Source organism: Dictyobacter aurantiacus, from assembly GCF_003967515.1.
Lineage (GTDB): Bacteria > Chloroflexota > Ktedonobacteria > Ktedonobacterales > Ktedonobacteraceae > Dictyobacter > Dictyobacter aurantiacus.
Map to the genome: position 1 here is coordinate 516,100 of NZ_BIFQ01000002.1, position 14,628 is coordinate 530,727.

Here is a 14,628-nt window from a genome sequence, read left to right on the forward strand (position 1 = left end):
CAGAATATCACGCATTTTTTCATGGATTTGTTGAGACGATATAAAATACCCGTAACGATTATCTTGTTACCTTTCTTTTTTGCTTCATATGAAGGGTTATGTAAATATGCTATACTCAAGACTACTCCATTATGAATAGAGAAGAGGAAGAAAGTGAGTCAGGAAGCATTATCGCCCGCTGCTCTGGGGTTTCTACGCGCGGCTGTGGTGGCACCAGAGTTGCAGGTAGCAAATATTCGTTTTAATACCCGGATCATTATTGAGAGCCTGCGACAGGCGGCGGCACGTGGCTGCCGCCTGGCCTTATTTCCTGAGCTGTGCATCACCGGCTACAGCTGCGCGGACCTGTTCTATCAATCTCTCTTACAGCAGCAGGCCAGAGAGGCGCTGCTGGAGATCGCTGAGGCGGCCGGCGACGCGCAGATCGCGGCGGTCGTGGGCCTGCCCATTGAGCTCGGTGGTAAACTCTACAACTGCGCTGCGCTCGTCAGCGAGCATGTGGTCCAGGGGATCGTGCCCAAGACCTATCTACCAACCAATAACGAATACTATGAGGAGCGCTGGTTCACATCGGGCAAAGATTGTCCGCTGCAGATCATCCAGTTCGCCAACCAGACGATTCCCTTTGGCACCGATCTCCTCTTTTCCGCACTCAACTTTCCAGGCTGCATGCTGGGGATCGAGGTTTGCGAGGACCTATGGGCCGTACAACCGCCCAGCGGGAATATGGCGCTGGCGGGCGCGACGGTCCTGCTCAACACTTCGGCCAGCGATGAGGTGCTGGGCAAGGCCGACTACCGGCGCGGCCTGGTACAACAACAGGCGGCGCGCTGTCTGGCCGCCTACCTCTACGCGGGCGCGAGCGCCAACGAATCGACGACCGACATCGTCTTCTCCGGCCACTGCATGATCAGCGAGAACGGCAACATGCTGGCCGAAACGGAGCGCTTCCAGTTCTCGACACAGATGGCGGTGGCGGATATCGATGTGCAGCGCATGAATCATGAGCGCCTGCGCAACAGCAGCTTCTCGGCCGCCTCGCCCAATCAATCATACCGCAATATCCAGTTCAATCTGCCAGGTGGAGCCGCGAGCAGCGAGGAGGAGCAGAAGTTGCTGCGGCCAGATCTCTCGCCGACCCCCTTTGTACCGGCCAACCCAGCGCAGCGCGCCAGGCACTGCCAGGAGATCTTCCACCTGCAGTCCGTGGGACTGGCTAAACGGCTCAAGCACACGGGCCTCACAAAGGTTACGCTGGGACTCTCCGGCGGTCTGGACTCGACGCTGGCGCTGCTGGTCACGCAGCAGGCCTTCGAGATGCTCAATCTAAAGCGGGAGGGGATCGTCGCCATCACCATGCCCGGCTTCGGCACCAGCAGCCGCACGCTGAAGAACGCCGAGCAGCTGGCGAAATCACTGGGCATCACTCTGCAGCAGATTCCCATCAAAGAAGCGGTTCTGCAGCACTTCAAAGACATCGGTCACGATCCCAAAGTCCACGACATCACCTATGAGAACGCGCAGGCACGCGAACGCACACAGATCCTGATGGACGTGGCTAATCAGGTCGGCGGCCTGATGGTAGGGACTGGCGACCTCTCCGAGTCGGCGCTGGGCTGGTGCACCTACAACGCCGACCACATGTCCATGTACCACGTCAACATCGGCGTCCCCAAAACGCTGGTACGCTACCTGATCGAGTGGAGCGCCGACAGCGTCTACAGCGGCGCCACGTCCGACGTCCTGAAGGATATCAGCGCCACGCCCATCAGTCCCGAGCTGCTGCCGCTGGGCGAGAACGACGCGCTAGTGCAGCAGACCGAGGCCACCATCGGACCCTACGTCCTGCACGACTTCTTCCTCTTCTACGCTGTGCGCCACTCATTCGCGCCGCGCAAGATCTACTGGCTTGCCTGCCAGGTCTTCAAGGGCCATCACACCCCCCAAGAGATCCGCGACTGGCTGCGCACCTTCTATAAGCGCTTCTTCGCCTCGCAGTTCAAGCGTTCGGCCATGCCCGACGGACCCAAAGTCGGCTCGGTCGCGCTCTCCCCGCGCGGCGATTGGCGCATGCCCAGCGACGCCAGCAGCGCCCTATGGATACAAGAAATCGACGCCCTCCCGTCGTAGGTGCGCCCCTTGCGGGCAATACGTTCAACTTTAGCGAAAAAAGGGAAGCATTGGGGAACCCGAAACGTCATAGGAATGCATGTGAGCGGTCCCCGATCACGATCATGTCCCCGTAGGCGGCCGTAGTTGCCGGGCTTGCCCCGGCTTTGCGGCTTTCTCGAGCCGTTGGTGTGCCGTTCAGGCAGCAATCCGGCCTTGTGCATGCCGCACCCGTTCACGTACGATATCGTTCCTAAAAAGCGAGAAAATTGGTCCTGCCTCGTGCGGAAACCGGCATATCATACGTCAACAGAGCGGCATGCACAAGGCCGGATTGCTGCTTTTCAGAAAAAATACAGCATCAAAGAGGCCGCAATCCTATGCCGCCTACGGGGGACATGAACGGGTCGAGACTCCATGGCTAACTGGTCAATTAATCGTGTGATCGCACTGGTGATCGGTATCATCTTCCTTATTCTGGGTATCGTGGGTTTTGTGACCCCACCCGAGAACAGCACCGGTGTACAGGCCACCTTCGGCATCTTCGATTCCGATACGATTCATAATATTCTGTATGTCGTCACAGGTCTGCTGGGTATCGCGTCGGCCTTCACCGGCTATGAGCGCCACTTCAATCAGATCTTTGGCATCGTCTATGTCTTACTGGCCCTGCTCGGCCTGATCCCACAACTCTACTTCCCGGCCGGATCGTATGGCGACGATAAAGGCCTGTTCCTGGGTCTGACCCACCTGAACGCTGGTGACCACATCCTGCACCTGATTACTGGCTTGATCGCAGCCGCCGTCGGCTTCTTCGCCAAGGGTACGCTAAGAAATCCAGGCCCCAACGCACGTGCCCGCCACAGCTTATAACCGATACATAAATCAAAACGCTAAAGACCGGACGCCTTGATTTGATCACAAGGAGCCCGGTCTTTCTAGTTGCTTGCCCGGCGTTTCACATAATGATGGCGCGAGCGATTATTCTTCCAGTCCAGCGAAGACCTGGAGCCAGAAGGGGTACGAGGCCGCGTATTCCCAGCGCTCGGCGGGAGCAAGACTCGCGATCAGACGTCCCCAGGTAAGGGCGCGACAGAGTTTGCCCAGGTATTGGGCCAGCGCATACGCGCCGCGCAGACGCTCGATCGGTTCAAACTGCGTCCACTCTTCCAGATAGCAATCGCGCAGATGCTCGATGGTCTCCACGGGAAATTTAAGTCCATAGCGGAAGACACGTTCGACGATCACCAGCGAGCAAAAAGGATGGGTCACGGCGCACTCGGCCCAATCGAAAAAGGTAAAGCCTTCTGCGCTGTAGAGAATATTCCCACCATGCAGATCGTCATGGTGCAGCGTCTCCGGTATGCCATGGCTCTGTAATTCACTACAGGCCGCGCGCACCTCCGGTATGCTCATGCGTAATTGCTCATACGCCGAGGTTGATAGACCGTTCGCCTGATCGAGCAACAGCAATGATGGATCACGCAAAGCCTCTTCGAGCAGTCCCGGCAAAAGGTCCAGGCGCCGATCAGGACAACCAGTGGATAGCAGCGTCTTTTGCTCGCGGATCAACTGGATCTGCGCACGCGCATACTGCCGCAGTACCTCGTCCCATACGGCGGGATCGGACCGAAGATCTTTATGTTTCGACAGGGGCGTGCCGGCGTCCCGCATCAGCATCCAGTGGCGCTCCTGATCGATAGCCAGCACCGGGGGCATCAATGAGGGGACCGGCTCGGCCAGCCGTCGCGTCAGTAGAGGCTCATAGGCGAAAACGGGCGCCGACGCCTTAAAATAGAGCAGGTCATCCGTCGTCGCGACGCGCAGTACAGTGGACCAGCAACTTACCTTGACCTGCGTTATCCCTTCCACGGCCGACAGGCCAGCGAGCGCTACCTGCTCACGAATCCACTGCGAGGCCAGCGCGAACCAGCCGCGATAGCCCCAGGGGACACGTCTTGCGGCGGGAGAGATCTCTTCCATCTCGCGCGAGCACTGCTCAAGCACGGCTCGATGGTCCGCGCCCGCCAGATCGAGCGTAGCCAGATCGGCCAGCCCGATCCAACGCGCATCGGCCCGGATCTGAACTTCAGGGGTATGGTTCTCCAGCGCGTAGACGCGGTGCTGCTCCTCACGTTCGTCATCCTGATAGCGATCATAGGCACAGTAGAGGACCGTCGTTTCACAGCCAGTCTGCTCCTTCATCGCGGCATTGATCTCAGTCACCTCATCTGTAGCATGCCGTGGCAGCGTCCAACCGGAATCGCCCTTGAGTAAGAGCACGCGTGGCTCACTGCTATGAAGAATCAGGCCATAGTTATCATGCGGCATAAATGGGGCTCCTTCCCTCCAACATAAGGTCTTTTATTCTATGCTGAAATACGCTACTATCATAGCATCATTTCACAGGCGAAGCAGAACGATAGAGATGGAGAGGTAGATTGTATGACCACTAACGAAACCGAGGCCGTACGCAAGCAGGTGAGCAAACTGATGGCACAGACCTTCGCGCTCGTCGAGGCCTGTCCGCGTGGCCGCGTGACCACGTATGGCTGGATCGGCAAGGCCCTGGGCTATCCACGCAGCGCCCGCATGATCGGCTGGTTTATGCACGAGTCCAAAGAGCATGTGCCCGCCCAGCGCGTCATCAATAGCAAGGGCGAGCTCAGTGGCAGCCGCGCCTTCGGGCAGATCGGCCGCATGCGCCAGCTACTAGAGGCCGAAGGCGTCGAATTCATGGAAGACGGACGTGTAGACCTCAAACGCTACGGCTGGGACCCCTCGCGCGACCTGAGTGATGAGGAGCGCCAACAGATCCTTGAAGAGGCCATCGCCAACCCGGTCGAATCCAACGCCCGCACCCTCAACATGGTGCTCACCGATCCCGCCTCACCCTTCAAAAACGAAAACCCCACGTAATAAGAAACGCCCCGTAAGGTCGACCTTCAACGGTCGACCGGGTCGCTTGCGGCCCCCGTACCCAGCCGGTTCGGCTCCCCATGGATGGCACCGCGCCCCATGCGGTGCTTTTGGGTGCGTGTGTGGAGCGTTGGCGTGCAGGTACCACGTGTGCCGGCGTGAATGACATGGGAAGCGGTGTCGTGGGGGGACGGGGGCTGCCGTCGCTGGCGCTGGCAGCCCGGTCGACCGTTGAAGGCATCTGTTGATACTAAATCACGATGAAGGTGAAAAAACGAGGCACAAAGTCGGGTCGATCCGAACGTCCCTGACGGACACGATGGGCGTAGCGTGGCGGTCGGATGGTCGGCAGATCAGGTGGGGCCGGGGTGTAGGACCTCAGCAGAGCAGGGACGGCTGGCTCGATGCGCCGCGAGGGCCGGATCAAACCCTGGCGCCGACCCACCTCGAGCAGTCGCTGGATCAGGGGCTGCCCACCCGATCGCGTGGGCGCCTGAGCAAGCAAGGTGGCAAGCACGGGCAAGGACACGTCGAAGAGAGGGACCTGGGCGGCGAAGGCCACCTGAGCGTGGAGCGCATGGAGCACCTGAGCCAGGATGAAGGCGGCGAAGAGCTGCTGAAGCACCAGGAGAGGATCGCAGGACCACCACACGCGAATGCCCAGCGTGCATTTGAGCGCTTTGAACGCCAGCTCGATCTCCCAGCGACGCGCGTAGAGGCGAGCGGCCTCGCTCATGCTCAAGCGATCGGGTTCGCAGATGTTGGTCAGATACTGGTACAGCTTGCCGTGATGCTCAAACTGGATCAGGCGCACCCGGTGGGCACAGCGATCGGCGCGGTAGGCTCCCAGCCAGACCAGGGCGTCGAGCGTGGTGCCTTGCTGCACAAAGACGTGCAGGATCTGGTAGGAGGTCTTCTCCCGCATCCGTGAGAGCCAGAAAAAGCCCTGGTCCGTGAGCCAGTCAAACCAGGGAAAGCTGAAGTAGCCCAGATCGGCCAGCAGCAGGCTGCCAGCGGGCAATCCACGCACCACGTCCTGGACGAGCAGTTTTTCATTGGCAAAGACGTCCTCACGGAAGAGGATACGAACCCATTGCTGGCGGCGGACATCAAAGAGGGCGGCCAGTCTGCCGACCAGCAGGCGTGGACTGTCCACGGCTTCATCGCGCACATCCTGCATGCGCCGCTGGACGGCATCGAGCGTGGTTTGATCCAGAGCGAAGATATGGGAAACCCAGGGAAGCAGATCACACTGGGCGACCGCCTGGGTTTGGGCATGCAAGCCGGTGCTCACGCGCAGCAGGAGGCGCTGCCAGACGTCGAGGGAGGTGTGCAAGAGGCGTTTGCGGATGGCGTCACGAGTATGGGGCAAGAGAGGAAAGTGGCCGACCCCCGACCAGGTGATCAGGCGCCAGACGCAGGCATAGCTCTTCAAGCCGCGCAGCAGCGCCAGCAAGACCGCCAGACACAGATGCTCAGAGGAGAGCACTGCGGGTCGTCCACGAGGGCGGCTCACCGCAGCGGCAGGGGGATCAGAGGGTTCGATGAGGCGCTGCAAGCAGCCAACGATCTGTTGTGAGAGCGAATCGGCATTCGCCTCTTCGGGCCCAGATGCGGTATGATGAGGCATACGAGGAAGATCCTTTCGAAAACGTGTGATGACAATTTCTTTGGATGTTCCTCGATATTTGCCACTCTGGCAAGTCTCCCTCCCCATCCAGAGACCTTTTGGCTATTTAGTATCAACAGATGCCGTTGAAGGTCGACCCTACGGGGGGGGTTCATTTGGGGGGCGTTTCGGGTTTCGGGGGCATTGATGATATGCTCGACGTCGTCACCTGGGGGTACATGCTCTCTTCTTTTTACATTCTGCTTATGAATTTTTGCCTGACCAGAAAGATACGTGCTTTTTGTACCTATTGCCATATCAGTCCTAAAAATGAAGCGTAAAAAAGCTGTTTTTCGTACTTGTCAATAGAACGAACTTATATTATGCCCTTCTCTTTTTCAAGCTTATTATGTAATTGGGCCTGCTACACATTTATGCGTTAATTTATATAATCAAATTAATCGTGCAACAAGGATGTGAAACAAGCTATGAGCGATGAATATAGTTCGCGACAGCGCCAGGCCATCAAGCGTCACGATCCTATCTGGAGGTCGCTGCGCATTGATCGCGGCCTGAACATTTTCCGGGGACTTCTTTTTCGCCCTGAGCCTGGGAATCTTCATGACGCCCTTTATCCAGCACACTACGCAGCAACGCATCGAGGTCAACGCGCAAGGCATCTCGACACGCATCAACATGATCGATGGCTATATCGGCTGGCAGGATGCGCGGCTGTTCGCACGCTATCGCATCATGCAGCCGCTAATAAAGTCGCCGCGCGGTCAGTACTATGAGATCGCGAGCCAGCAAACGGTGGTGCGCTGGCTCGCCAACAGGAGCCGCGTGGCCCCCATCACTACCCGGCCAAAGATGAAACAGGAGCAATACGAGCGCTGGCTACAAGATCTCGCCGGCTACATCACCGAGCGCACCAGCCTGTCCCTGGTCGACCTGGATAATGTACCCCGGCAACCAGGAGAGAAGTAAGAGGGACAGTTATACTCAACCCACGAATCAAGGATCGCCAGGACAAGAAGATGGAACAATCAATGAAGCACTCAAATAAGTTACCCGCTGCGGCCCAGCGCAAAGAGATCAAACGCACCGATCCAATCTGGCGTTTTATGCGCATCCAGCGCGTCGTAAACATCTCCCTGAGCATCCTCATTCTAAGCTGGACTGGATACTATCTATCAACACGCCCAAGGCTCATCTTCATCATATCCTCCTTCTTCACTCTATATATACTTCTACAACCAACTGTTATTAAACACATCATGAACGAACGACACTGGCTACGCATTGGTATGCGCCGGCTGCATATTCTACACGATGGCGAATCCCCACAGCTTCAGTCGGTCAGGCTGATGCCGACCAATCTGGCGCCTTTGCCGCTCGCCGTATCCCTGAGCTGGAACCGTCGCGCCATTCTTATTACCGGTATAACCTTCCTTATCCTCTTACTGCTAGAACTCTGGGGATGTATAGTATGGAAACTCGATGGCAACGGGGGCTATTATGTTTTTGCAGCTATAGTTGGTCCCATAATCCTCTTCTTATTACTCATTCTTTTACTGGCTTTAGCTTACCATGCGTATTTCTTGCGGCAGCGTATTGAGGTGAATGAAGATGGCATCACGACCTGCTATCAAGGCAAGGAATGCAGCATGCGCTGGCAAGATGCTCGACTGTTTGCTCAATACAGCAGCAGTGCGACTGGAGGCAGGCAAACCTTTGAGCTGTCAAACGAACAGATCATTGTGCGTTGGTCCAAGGAGGGGATAGCGGGAAACTACCTCTTGAAGGCGGCGAACAACTTCGCCGACCACAACTATTATGACACCCTGATCGAGCAGGTCAACGCCCAGGTGGCTGAGCACACCCACCTGCCCTTACTACGCCTGGACACCATCAAGCCAGCGACAAAACCTGCCCGCTAACGTAACGCATAGATAGCTTTTTCATAAAAACCAGATAGAGGAAAGATAGATGTATGATTGGTAATAACTTTAGAGATACAACCTTTGCGCCTGAAGATCCACAACTAACCCCACAAAATCAGAGCAATATTAAGTTTATGTTAATTTCTCCTGGCTTCGTTGCCGCTTTATATATGTGTATCCTGGCCAGTCTTCTCATACAGAGAAATTTCAATCCAGGCAATGCTCTCAGAGGCACCGTCCTATTCGTTGTTTTTTCCGCAAATTTCTTACTGTCTTTCTATAATTTCTATTTGCCGTTGCGCTATTGGCGCGGCTTGCAGCCGAAGCGGCAGGTAGCATTCATGCAACCAGAAAGCTACCTTGCCTCCCATCAACCTGCTCCATCTCCAGAACTGCCCCAACCTGTTAGAGTTGTGACCACGATAAAGATCGGCGTCCAGTTACTGATCATTCTACCAGCTAGCTTCATGGTTGGGGCGGTGATTCCCGCTTTGTTTTTCAATCTTTCTTTGCCTGTTGCTTTATTAATAGGGATTGCAGCCACCTTGCTGGTAGTTATATCGCTACTTATTACAGCATATGGGTTACGAAACAGGCCAAAGTGGCCCTATGTTGAGGTGTCCGAAGATGGCATCGCCGCCGCCATAGATAGGATCAGGCAACCAATGCCGTGGCAGGAGATCTGCTTCTTCGCAACCTATAAGGGACCATCCACACCCCTCTTGCTCTCTACCAGTAAACATGATCGCTATTATGAGTTGGCCAGTCCACAACGCATCATCCGCTGGCGCTACCAATCCAGACGTGCACCACAGATGACAACCCAACCAGAACTCGACCAGCAAGCCTACGATCGCTGGCATCAACAACTGCTCGGCTATATTCAAGCACGCACCAACCTGCCCCTGGTCGACCTGGATAGTGTGCCAGTGCCAACCGGCAAAAGATAGACACATGCTTTATACCAGGTGAACCTGCTGATGGCCAAGCATAGCCATCTACCACAGATGGGTCTGGACAACATCACAACGTTCCGCTTCACCCTGGAGGTGCGCCAACGTTTACAGGAGCTTTATCCTGACTGAAAAATCTTAAGCTGGCACTTTTCAGTTCAACCATTTCCACATTACGCTCTATCTCAGTGGACTCAGTGGACGTACATTTTCAGGAAAGATCCTCCATATCCCTACACACTGGCCGCCTCCTTCGCACGTATCGCCTGCGCAATGGAGTCTCCAATAATGTGCAGAACAAGATCCGCACAGAAGTGGGCCAGCATCGCCGCTTCCAGACCATACTGCCAGAAGAGATAGCCGAAAGCGACTCCCGCGATGCCGTTGAGGAGAATGGCGCGTACGATCAACAAAGGGGTTAACTTGACCAATGCAGCTGTGGCCGGCAGGTGGCCCAGGCCAAAGATTACCGCCGCGAGAATGTTGGCGAGCCACAATGCACCCAGCGTTGGCCTGCCTCCAGGCACATGCCAGGCCAGGCCAATGAGCCAGGCTAACAACGAGAGCAAGAATAGGCGGCACAACAGTTCCTCAGCGATACCACCGTAGAAGCACGCCAGGAAACGCTTCCACAGGGCGGGGATGGGAAAGGTAGTGCGCATAACCTGTGGCAGGCGCGGCCAGAACACCGTAATCTCCAGGAGCAGAAGAACCGCTGTGGGAGCTATCCCAAAGATCAAGGCCGGAGTGATGATCCCCTGCGCCTGAGTCGTCACCGCCTTTCCAGCTAACAGACCCTCGATCAATGGCGCACCCAGACCGATATGATGCGCAATAAGCAATCCCAGGCCGGTCGCCACGGCCATGAGGATGAAGCTCTGCGTCCCCTGCAGCAGCGCGAGCACCCAAAGGGGTTGATGCATTCGTGCCTCAGCCTTGTTGAGTGCATCGTGGTTCAGTTCCAGCGTGTAGGGGGTGACACAAACGATACCGAGCAATGCCGCGCCGCACAACAGAGCAAATTCAGACCAGGAGAAACTGAACATACAATCGCCTCATTTCTGCCTTTCAAGAGATACTGTCAGATTCGTTCTCATCATTTGAAGTCTCTTCATATTCCAGATCAGGAAAGGAGATGGTGGTAAGCATATAGCGGCGGCGACCAGGAGCCGGTGCTTGCTTGAGCCAGGGCAACAGAACAGCGTTAACCTCCTGGCCAAATCGAACATACTCCTCATCGCTCAAGTAGACAGGGTGTTGATGGTATCCAGCATCCGTATAATAACCGCCTTCTTTAAGATCAAGGTAACGAGCATGGTCACCGATGAGCTTGGAGGCAAAGGCGAGAAAGCATTGCATCAACTCCTCTTTCGATGCGGTCGCGACCTCCTCAGGGCTCAGCAGTGTAAAGGAATCCGAGATGGCATAGACCTTTTCATGCAAGGTGCCACGGACAAGACGCTCTTCAACGACCTGAGTAACCCCGGCCTCAGTGAGCAGGTTGAGATGATGGTAGAGGGTCGCCGGAGCCACATCTTTCAATTCAGCGGCGATTTGTTTGGGCGTGAGTGATCGGTCGTTTAAAGCCAGAATCACGCGCATCCTGACCGGATGGAGAATCAAGTCCGCTCTCTTCAAAAAACACCTCTCATTACAAAATTTTAGAACGTCTTCAAAAGAAAGAATATCATAAGAAATTGGAAAATGCAAGAAAGGGGGTTCATGATATGGAGTGTAGGTACAGCAAGAACGCGTGCGTTCCTGCTGTACCTATATCAATGCATGCTCTTGACTTGCATGCAACAAGAGAGGCTCGTTTTTTCTATTTTTTGTGCGAAAAGGGAAGCGGGAGCGAGCAAGCGTGGGCAAGCCACGCACCTACACCTGTCCCCAGGGGAAGCCGTTGCTGTTCTCCCAGGTGCCGCCGGAGCACTCGGTCTCCCAGGCATCCTTGTTGGGAAACGAGTTGTGGACCGTGGTCTGTGCGTCGACGGTGCCACCATAGCAGTGCCAGGCGGTCCCGGCGGTATAGGAACTGGCGCTGGCATCGCTCAGGATGATGGTGGGATAGCCCGGCTGATCCCAGTTGTGGTCGTAGCCCAGGATCTTCGTGGTAATGCCGTTCTGGGCAAAGGTGGGTCCCAGGTTGTTCTTGATAAAGTTGGTCTCATCCGAGGCGGGGAAAGACATGCCGGGATAGCCGTTGGGCACCTCGGTCGACACGGTGCCCCCATTCAAGCAAGCTGGCTATGATCAATAATTGGCGGCCTCTTCGGGGGAGTGGCCGCGCTTATAGATCAGCATGGTGCGTTCAAAGCTCATCACCTCGACGCCATCCTGGTTAAGTCCGCGCGTGAGCACGGTGACGATGCCCTGGGTGGGACGGCTTTTGGACTCACGCTTCGATAGCACCGTAGATTCCGCATAGAGGGTATCGCCGGCAAAGACAGGATGGGTGGCCCGCACCTTGTCCCAGCCCAGATTCGCCACGACCTTCGCGCTGACGGTGCGCACGCTCATACCGGTGAGCAGCGCCAGCGTCAGGGTGCTATCCACCAGCATCTGCTTCCACTCGGTCTGCGCGGCGTAGGCGGCATCGAAGTGAACGGGCTGCACATTCATCGTCAACAGCGTCATCCAGATATTGTCGGCGTCTGTGATGGTACGACCGGGACGATGCTCAAACGTATCGCCCACGACGAAGTCCTCATAATAAAGGCCCGAAGTTTCCCGGTAACGTCGCGGACCGATCTCGCGATAGGCCGGTATCTCTTTGTCCATGTCTGCGTTGTTCCCTTCTTTATAGTATGATGTTCGCATTGTCCTCGGTTACAGAAGCGCTAAGAGCCAGCACGGATGCTAGCGATGGCGGCGCGCAGCTTTTCTTGTACTTGCTGTCGGGCGGATTCATCCTGGTAGCGCTGCCTGGGCCAGAAGAAGCCCCGCAGCCCATCCTTGCGGTGGCGCGGCACCAGGTGGATATGCACATGGGGCACGCTCTGGCTGACACGGTTATTGAGGGCCACAAAGGCTCCATCGGCGGCCAGACCCTCTTCAATGGCCCGTTCAAGCAGCTGCGCGTTCTGAAACAGGGGACCCACCAGATCAGCGGGAAGATCGGCGAGCGTCTCATAGTGCGCCCTGGGCACCAGTAGGCAGTGTCCGGGGAACACAGGTCTGTGATCTAAAAAGGCTACGGAGATGCTGTCTTCAAAGACGAGCGCGGCCCTCTCCTCGCCCTGGATAATGCGACAAAATATACATGTTGTGCTGCTGTGCGCTAAACGATCCTTCGCGTCCGGCATATACGCCTCCCTGTGCCTGAAACTTTTCTGTAGCGATAACAAAAGGTCGCCCTCTCTCAGACCTTGATGACACGCACCGGCCCTCTGCAACGCTATACTATTACAACACATTATAGATAACAACGCCGGCGGTCAGCGCCGGAGCCAGTGGTAAAGAAGACGGAGGGAAGGGGCAACATGAACTCCGAAGCAAACCATGGAAAAAGCAGACAGCCAGATGACCTTGTCTTTGTGGTACAGAAGCACCAGGCATCCCATCTTCATTACGATTTCAGGCTAGAGCTCGATGGCGTCTTGAAGAGCTGGGCCGTGCCAAAGGGACCCTCGCTCAATCCAAACGATAAGCGGCTGGCCATCATGGTAGAAGATCATCCCTTCGAGTATCGCACCTTCGAAGGAGTGATAGCGGAAGGCGGCTATGGAGCAGGCGAAGTCATCGTCTGGGACCAGGGCACATACAGTCCCCTGGCAGGCCAGACCAGAGACGCCATGCAGGAACAGCTAAGAAAGCAGTTCGAGCAGGGCGCGCTCCATTTCCTGTTGTACGGAGAAAAATTACGGGGCGAATTCACGCTCATCCGCTCAAAACGCATTGGCGAGCAGAGCTGGCTCCTCATCAAGAAACGCGATCAATACGCCTCCCAGACCGACATCCTCCAGCAAGACCGATCGGTCATCACAGGAAAGCGGCTAGGCGAAATCACGTAATGGACCATGCCCCCAAAATGAAACGCCCATGTAGGGTCGAATTAGGTTCCTTTTTAAGGGGGGCATGATCGCGCCGGGTTGCGGTTCGTGTTTCTTTTTGCCGGTAAAACCTTGAAAAGGGGCGTTAAATCCGGTACGCTAAGGGGAGCATGTCTCTGAGAGAGCATGCTTGTCCACTCCTTCTAACCACGTAGCAAGAAAGGATCATCCATGTTCCCATTCAAAATGGCATTAAATGCATCCACACTGTTTCCGTTCAAGCTCCCCGTTAAGCAACAGATGCAGGTTGCGGCTGAGGCTGGCTATGAGGGCGTTGAGCTGTGGATGCGCGACATCGAGCACTATCTGGCCGAGGGGGGAAATCTCCAGGACTTGAAGCGATATGGGGACGAACTGGGGATCTCCATCGTCAACTGCATTAGCTTTTTCACCTGGGCCGCCAAGGACGCGACTGTGCGCGAGCAGGGCATGGTTCAGGCCGAAAAAGAGATGCGACTGCTGGCCGAACTGGGGTGTCCAGGGATTGCCGCACCTCCCTTTGGGAATGTGGAGCAGGTCACGCTGGCCGATATGGCCGCCGCGTTCGCGCATCTTGTGGAGATTGGTCGCCGCATCGGCGTCGAGCCTTATCTGGAGTTCTGGGGACGAGCAAAGCAGCTTTCGACGCTCAGTGACGCGCTCTCGGTCGCCCTGCAGAGTGGCTTGCCCGATGTGAAGATATTGTTGGACCCCTATCATATGTATACTGGCGGCAGTTCGGTCAACAATCTGGCCTACCTCAAGGGCAGCCATATCGGCATCGTCCACGTCAATGATTACCCGGCCAATCCTGAGCGCGCCACCATTCAGGATAAGGATCGCGTCTTTCCTGGTGACGGCATCGCCCCGACCGCTGAGATCGCCAGCTTCCTTCATCAGGCAGGCTACCAGGGATATCTATCGCTTGAGCTGTTTATCGCCGATTTTGGCGGCCAGACGGCCCTGGACGTTGCTAAGTCAGGCCTGGCAAAAAGCAAGCAGGCATTCAGCATCAGCGACAGCAGAGAGGCGCGATAACTGTCGTTGGTAGCCACTCAAAAAAT

Annotated in this window: 15 protein-coding genes; 8 read left to right on the plus strand and 7 right to left on the minus strand. The window is 56.1% G+C overall.

From position 1 onward, the window contains the following. Window positions 1–153 precede the first annotated feature (153 nt). Both KTT_RS26980 and KTT_RS26985 read left to right on the plus strand, forming a co-directional pair. Entirely contained in the window at window positions 154–2,130 is a 1,977-nt protein-coding gene (locus KTT_RS26980) for an NAD(+) synthase (RefSeq protein WP_126600669.1), read from the plus strand. A 396-nt stretch (window positions 2,131–2,526) separates the two neighbouring features. Further along, window positions 2,527–2,982, plus strand: coding sequence for a DUF4383 domain-containing protein (locus KTT_RS26985; protein ID WP_126600671.1), 456 nt, complete (start codon window positions 2,527–2,529; stop codon window positions 2,980–2,982). 108 nt (window positions 2,983–3,090) lie between these two features. On the opposite strand, the gene KTT_RS26990 is transcribed toward KTT_RS26985, so the two are convergent. Beyond that, the gene (locus KTT_RS26990) at window positions 3,091–4,440 is read right to left on the minus strand and encodes a phosphotransferase (RefSeq protein WP_126600673.1); all 1,350 of its coding nucleotides are present in this window, start codon (window positions 4,438–4,440) and stop codon (window positions 3,091–3,093) included. Window positions 4,441–4,554: 114 nt separating this feature from the next. Here KTT_RS26990 and KTT_RS26995 point away from each other — a divergent pair, with 114 nt between their 5' ends. Next, complete coding sequence (locus KTT_RS26995) at window positions 4,555–5,028, plus strand: MGMT family protein (RefSeq protein ID WP_218031023.1); 474 nt, start codon at window positions 4,555–4,557, stop codon at window positions 5,026–5,028. Window positions 5,029–5,278: 250 nt separating this feature from the next. Here the strand turns inward: KTT_RS26995 and KTT_RS27000 are convergent, their stop codons facing one another. Beyond that, window positions 5,279–6,658, minus strand: a complete 1,380-nt coding sequence (locus KTT_RS27000) for an IS4 family transposase (RefSeq protein WP_126595959.1) — start codon at window positions 6,656–6,658, stop codon at window positions 5,279–5,281. A 600-nt stretch (window positions 6,659–7,258) separates the two neighbouring features. Between KTT_RS27000 and KTT_RS27005 the strand changes: the two genes are divergently transcribed. The 3 genes from KTT_RS27005 to KTT_RS27015 all read left to right on the plus strand — a co-directional run bounded on the left by KTT_RS27005 (window position 7,259) and on the right by KTT_RS27015 (window position 9,530). After that, entirely contained in the window at window positions 7,259–7,624 is a 366-nt protein-coding gene (locus KTT_RS27005) for a hypothetical protein (protein WP_126600675.1), read from the plus strand. Window positions 7,625–7,686: 62 nt separating this feature from the next. Then, complete coding sequence (locus KTT_RS27010) at window positions 7,687–8,577, plus strand: hypothetical protein (RefSeq protein WP_126600676.1); 891 nt, start codon at window positions 7,687–7,689, stop codon at window positions 8,575–8,577. A 344-nt stretch (window positions 8,578–8,921) separates the two neighbouring features. Further along, window positions 8,922–9,530 (plus strand): hypothetical protein, encoded by a 609-nt coding sequence (locus KTT_RS27015; RefSeq protein WP_126600678.1) that lies wholly within the window; start codon window positions 8,922–8,924, stop codon window positions 9,528–9,530. Window positions 9,531–9,766: 236 nt separating this feature from the next. On the opposite strand, the gene KTT_RS27020 is transcribed toward KTT_RS27015, so the two are convergent. The 5 genes from KTT_RS27020 to KTT_RS27040 form a co-directional block, all read right to left on the minus strand. Further along, the gene (locus tag KTT_RS27020; protein WP_126600681.1) at window positions 9,767–10,579 is read right to left on the minus strand and encodes a CPBP family glutamic-type intramembrane protease; all 813 of its coding nucleotides are present in this window, start codon (window positions 10,577–10,579) and stop codon (window positions 9,767–9,769) included. A 22-nt stretch (window positions 10,580–10,601) separates the two neighbouring features. Further along, on the minus strand, window positions 10,602–11,171 hold the full coding sequence (locus KTT_RS27025; protein WP_126600683.1) for a helix-turn-helix domain-containing protein: 570 nt from the start codon (window positions 11,169–11,171) through the stop codon (window positions 10,602–10,604). 240 nt (window positions 11,172–11,411) lie between these two features. Next, window positions 11,412–11,756 carry a glycoside hydrolase gene (locus KTT_RS27030; protein WP_235845887.1) on the minus strand — a complete coding sequence of 115 codons (345 nt, stop codon included), beginning with the start codon at window positions 11,754–11,756 and terminating at the stop codon, window positions 11,412–11,414. Window positions 11,757–11,786: 30 nt separating this feature from the next. Then, on the minus strand, window positions 11,787–12,314 hold the full coding sequence (gene ripB, locus KTT_RS27035; protein ID WP_126600686.1) for a (R)-specific enoyl-CoA hydratase RipB/Ich: 528 nt from the start codon (window positions 12,312–12,314) through the stop codon (window positions 11,787–11,789). Window positions 12,315–12,373: 59 nt separating this feature from the next. Beyond that, the gene (locus tag KTT_RS27040; protein ID WP_126600688.1) at window positions 12,374–12,838 is read right to left on the minus strand and encodes an HIT family protein; all 465 of its coding nucleotides are present in this window, start codon (window positions 12,836–12,838) and stop codon (window positions 12,374–12,376) included. A gap of 177 nt (window positions 12,839–13,015) precedes the next feature. Between KTT_RS27040 and KTT_RS27045 the strand changes: the two genes are divergently transcribed. Together KTT_RS27045 and KTT_RS27050 are read left to right on the plus strand one after the other, a co-directional pair. Next, a complete protein-coding gene (locus tag KTT_RS27045; protein WP_126600690.1) occupies window positions 13,016–13,546 on the plus strand; it encodes a DNA polymerase ligase N-terminal domain-containing protein in 531 nt (176 codons plus the stop codon). A gap of 210 nt (window positions 13,547–13,756) precedes the next feature. Next, the gene (locus tag KTT_RS27050) at window positions 13,757–14,602 is read left to right on the plus strand and encodes a sugar phosphate isomerase/epimerase family protein (protein WP_126600692.1); all 846 of its coding nucleotides are present in this window, start codon (window positions 13,757–13,759) and stop codon (window positions 14,600–14,602) included. Window positions 14,603–14,628: the final 26 nt, after the last annotated feature.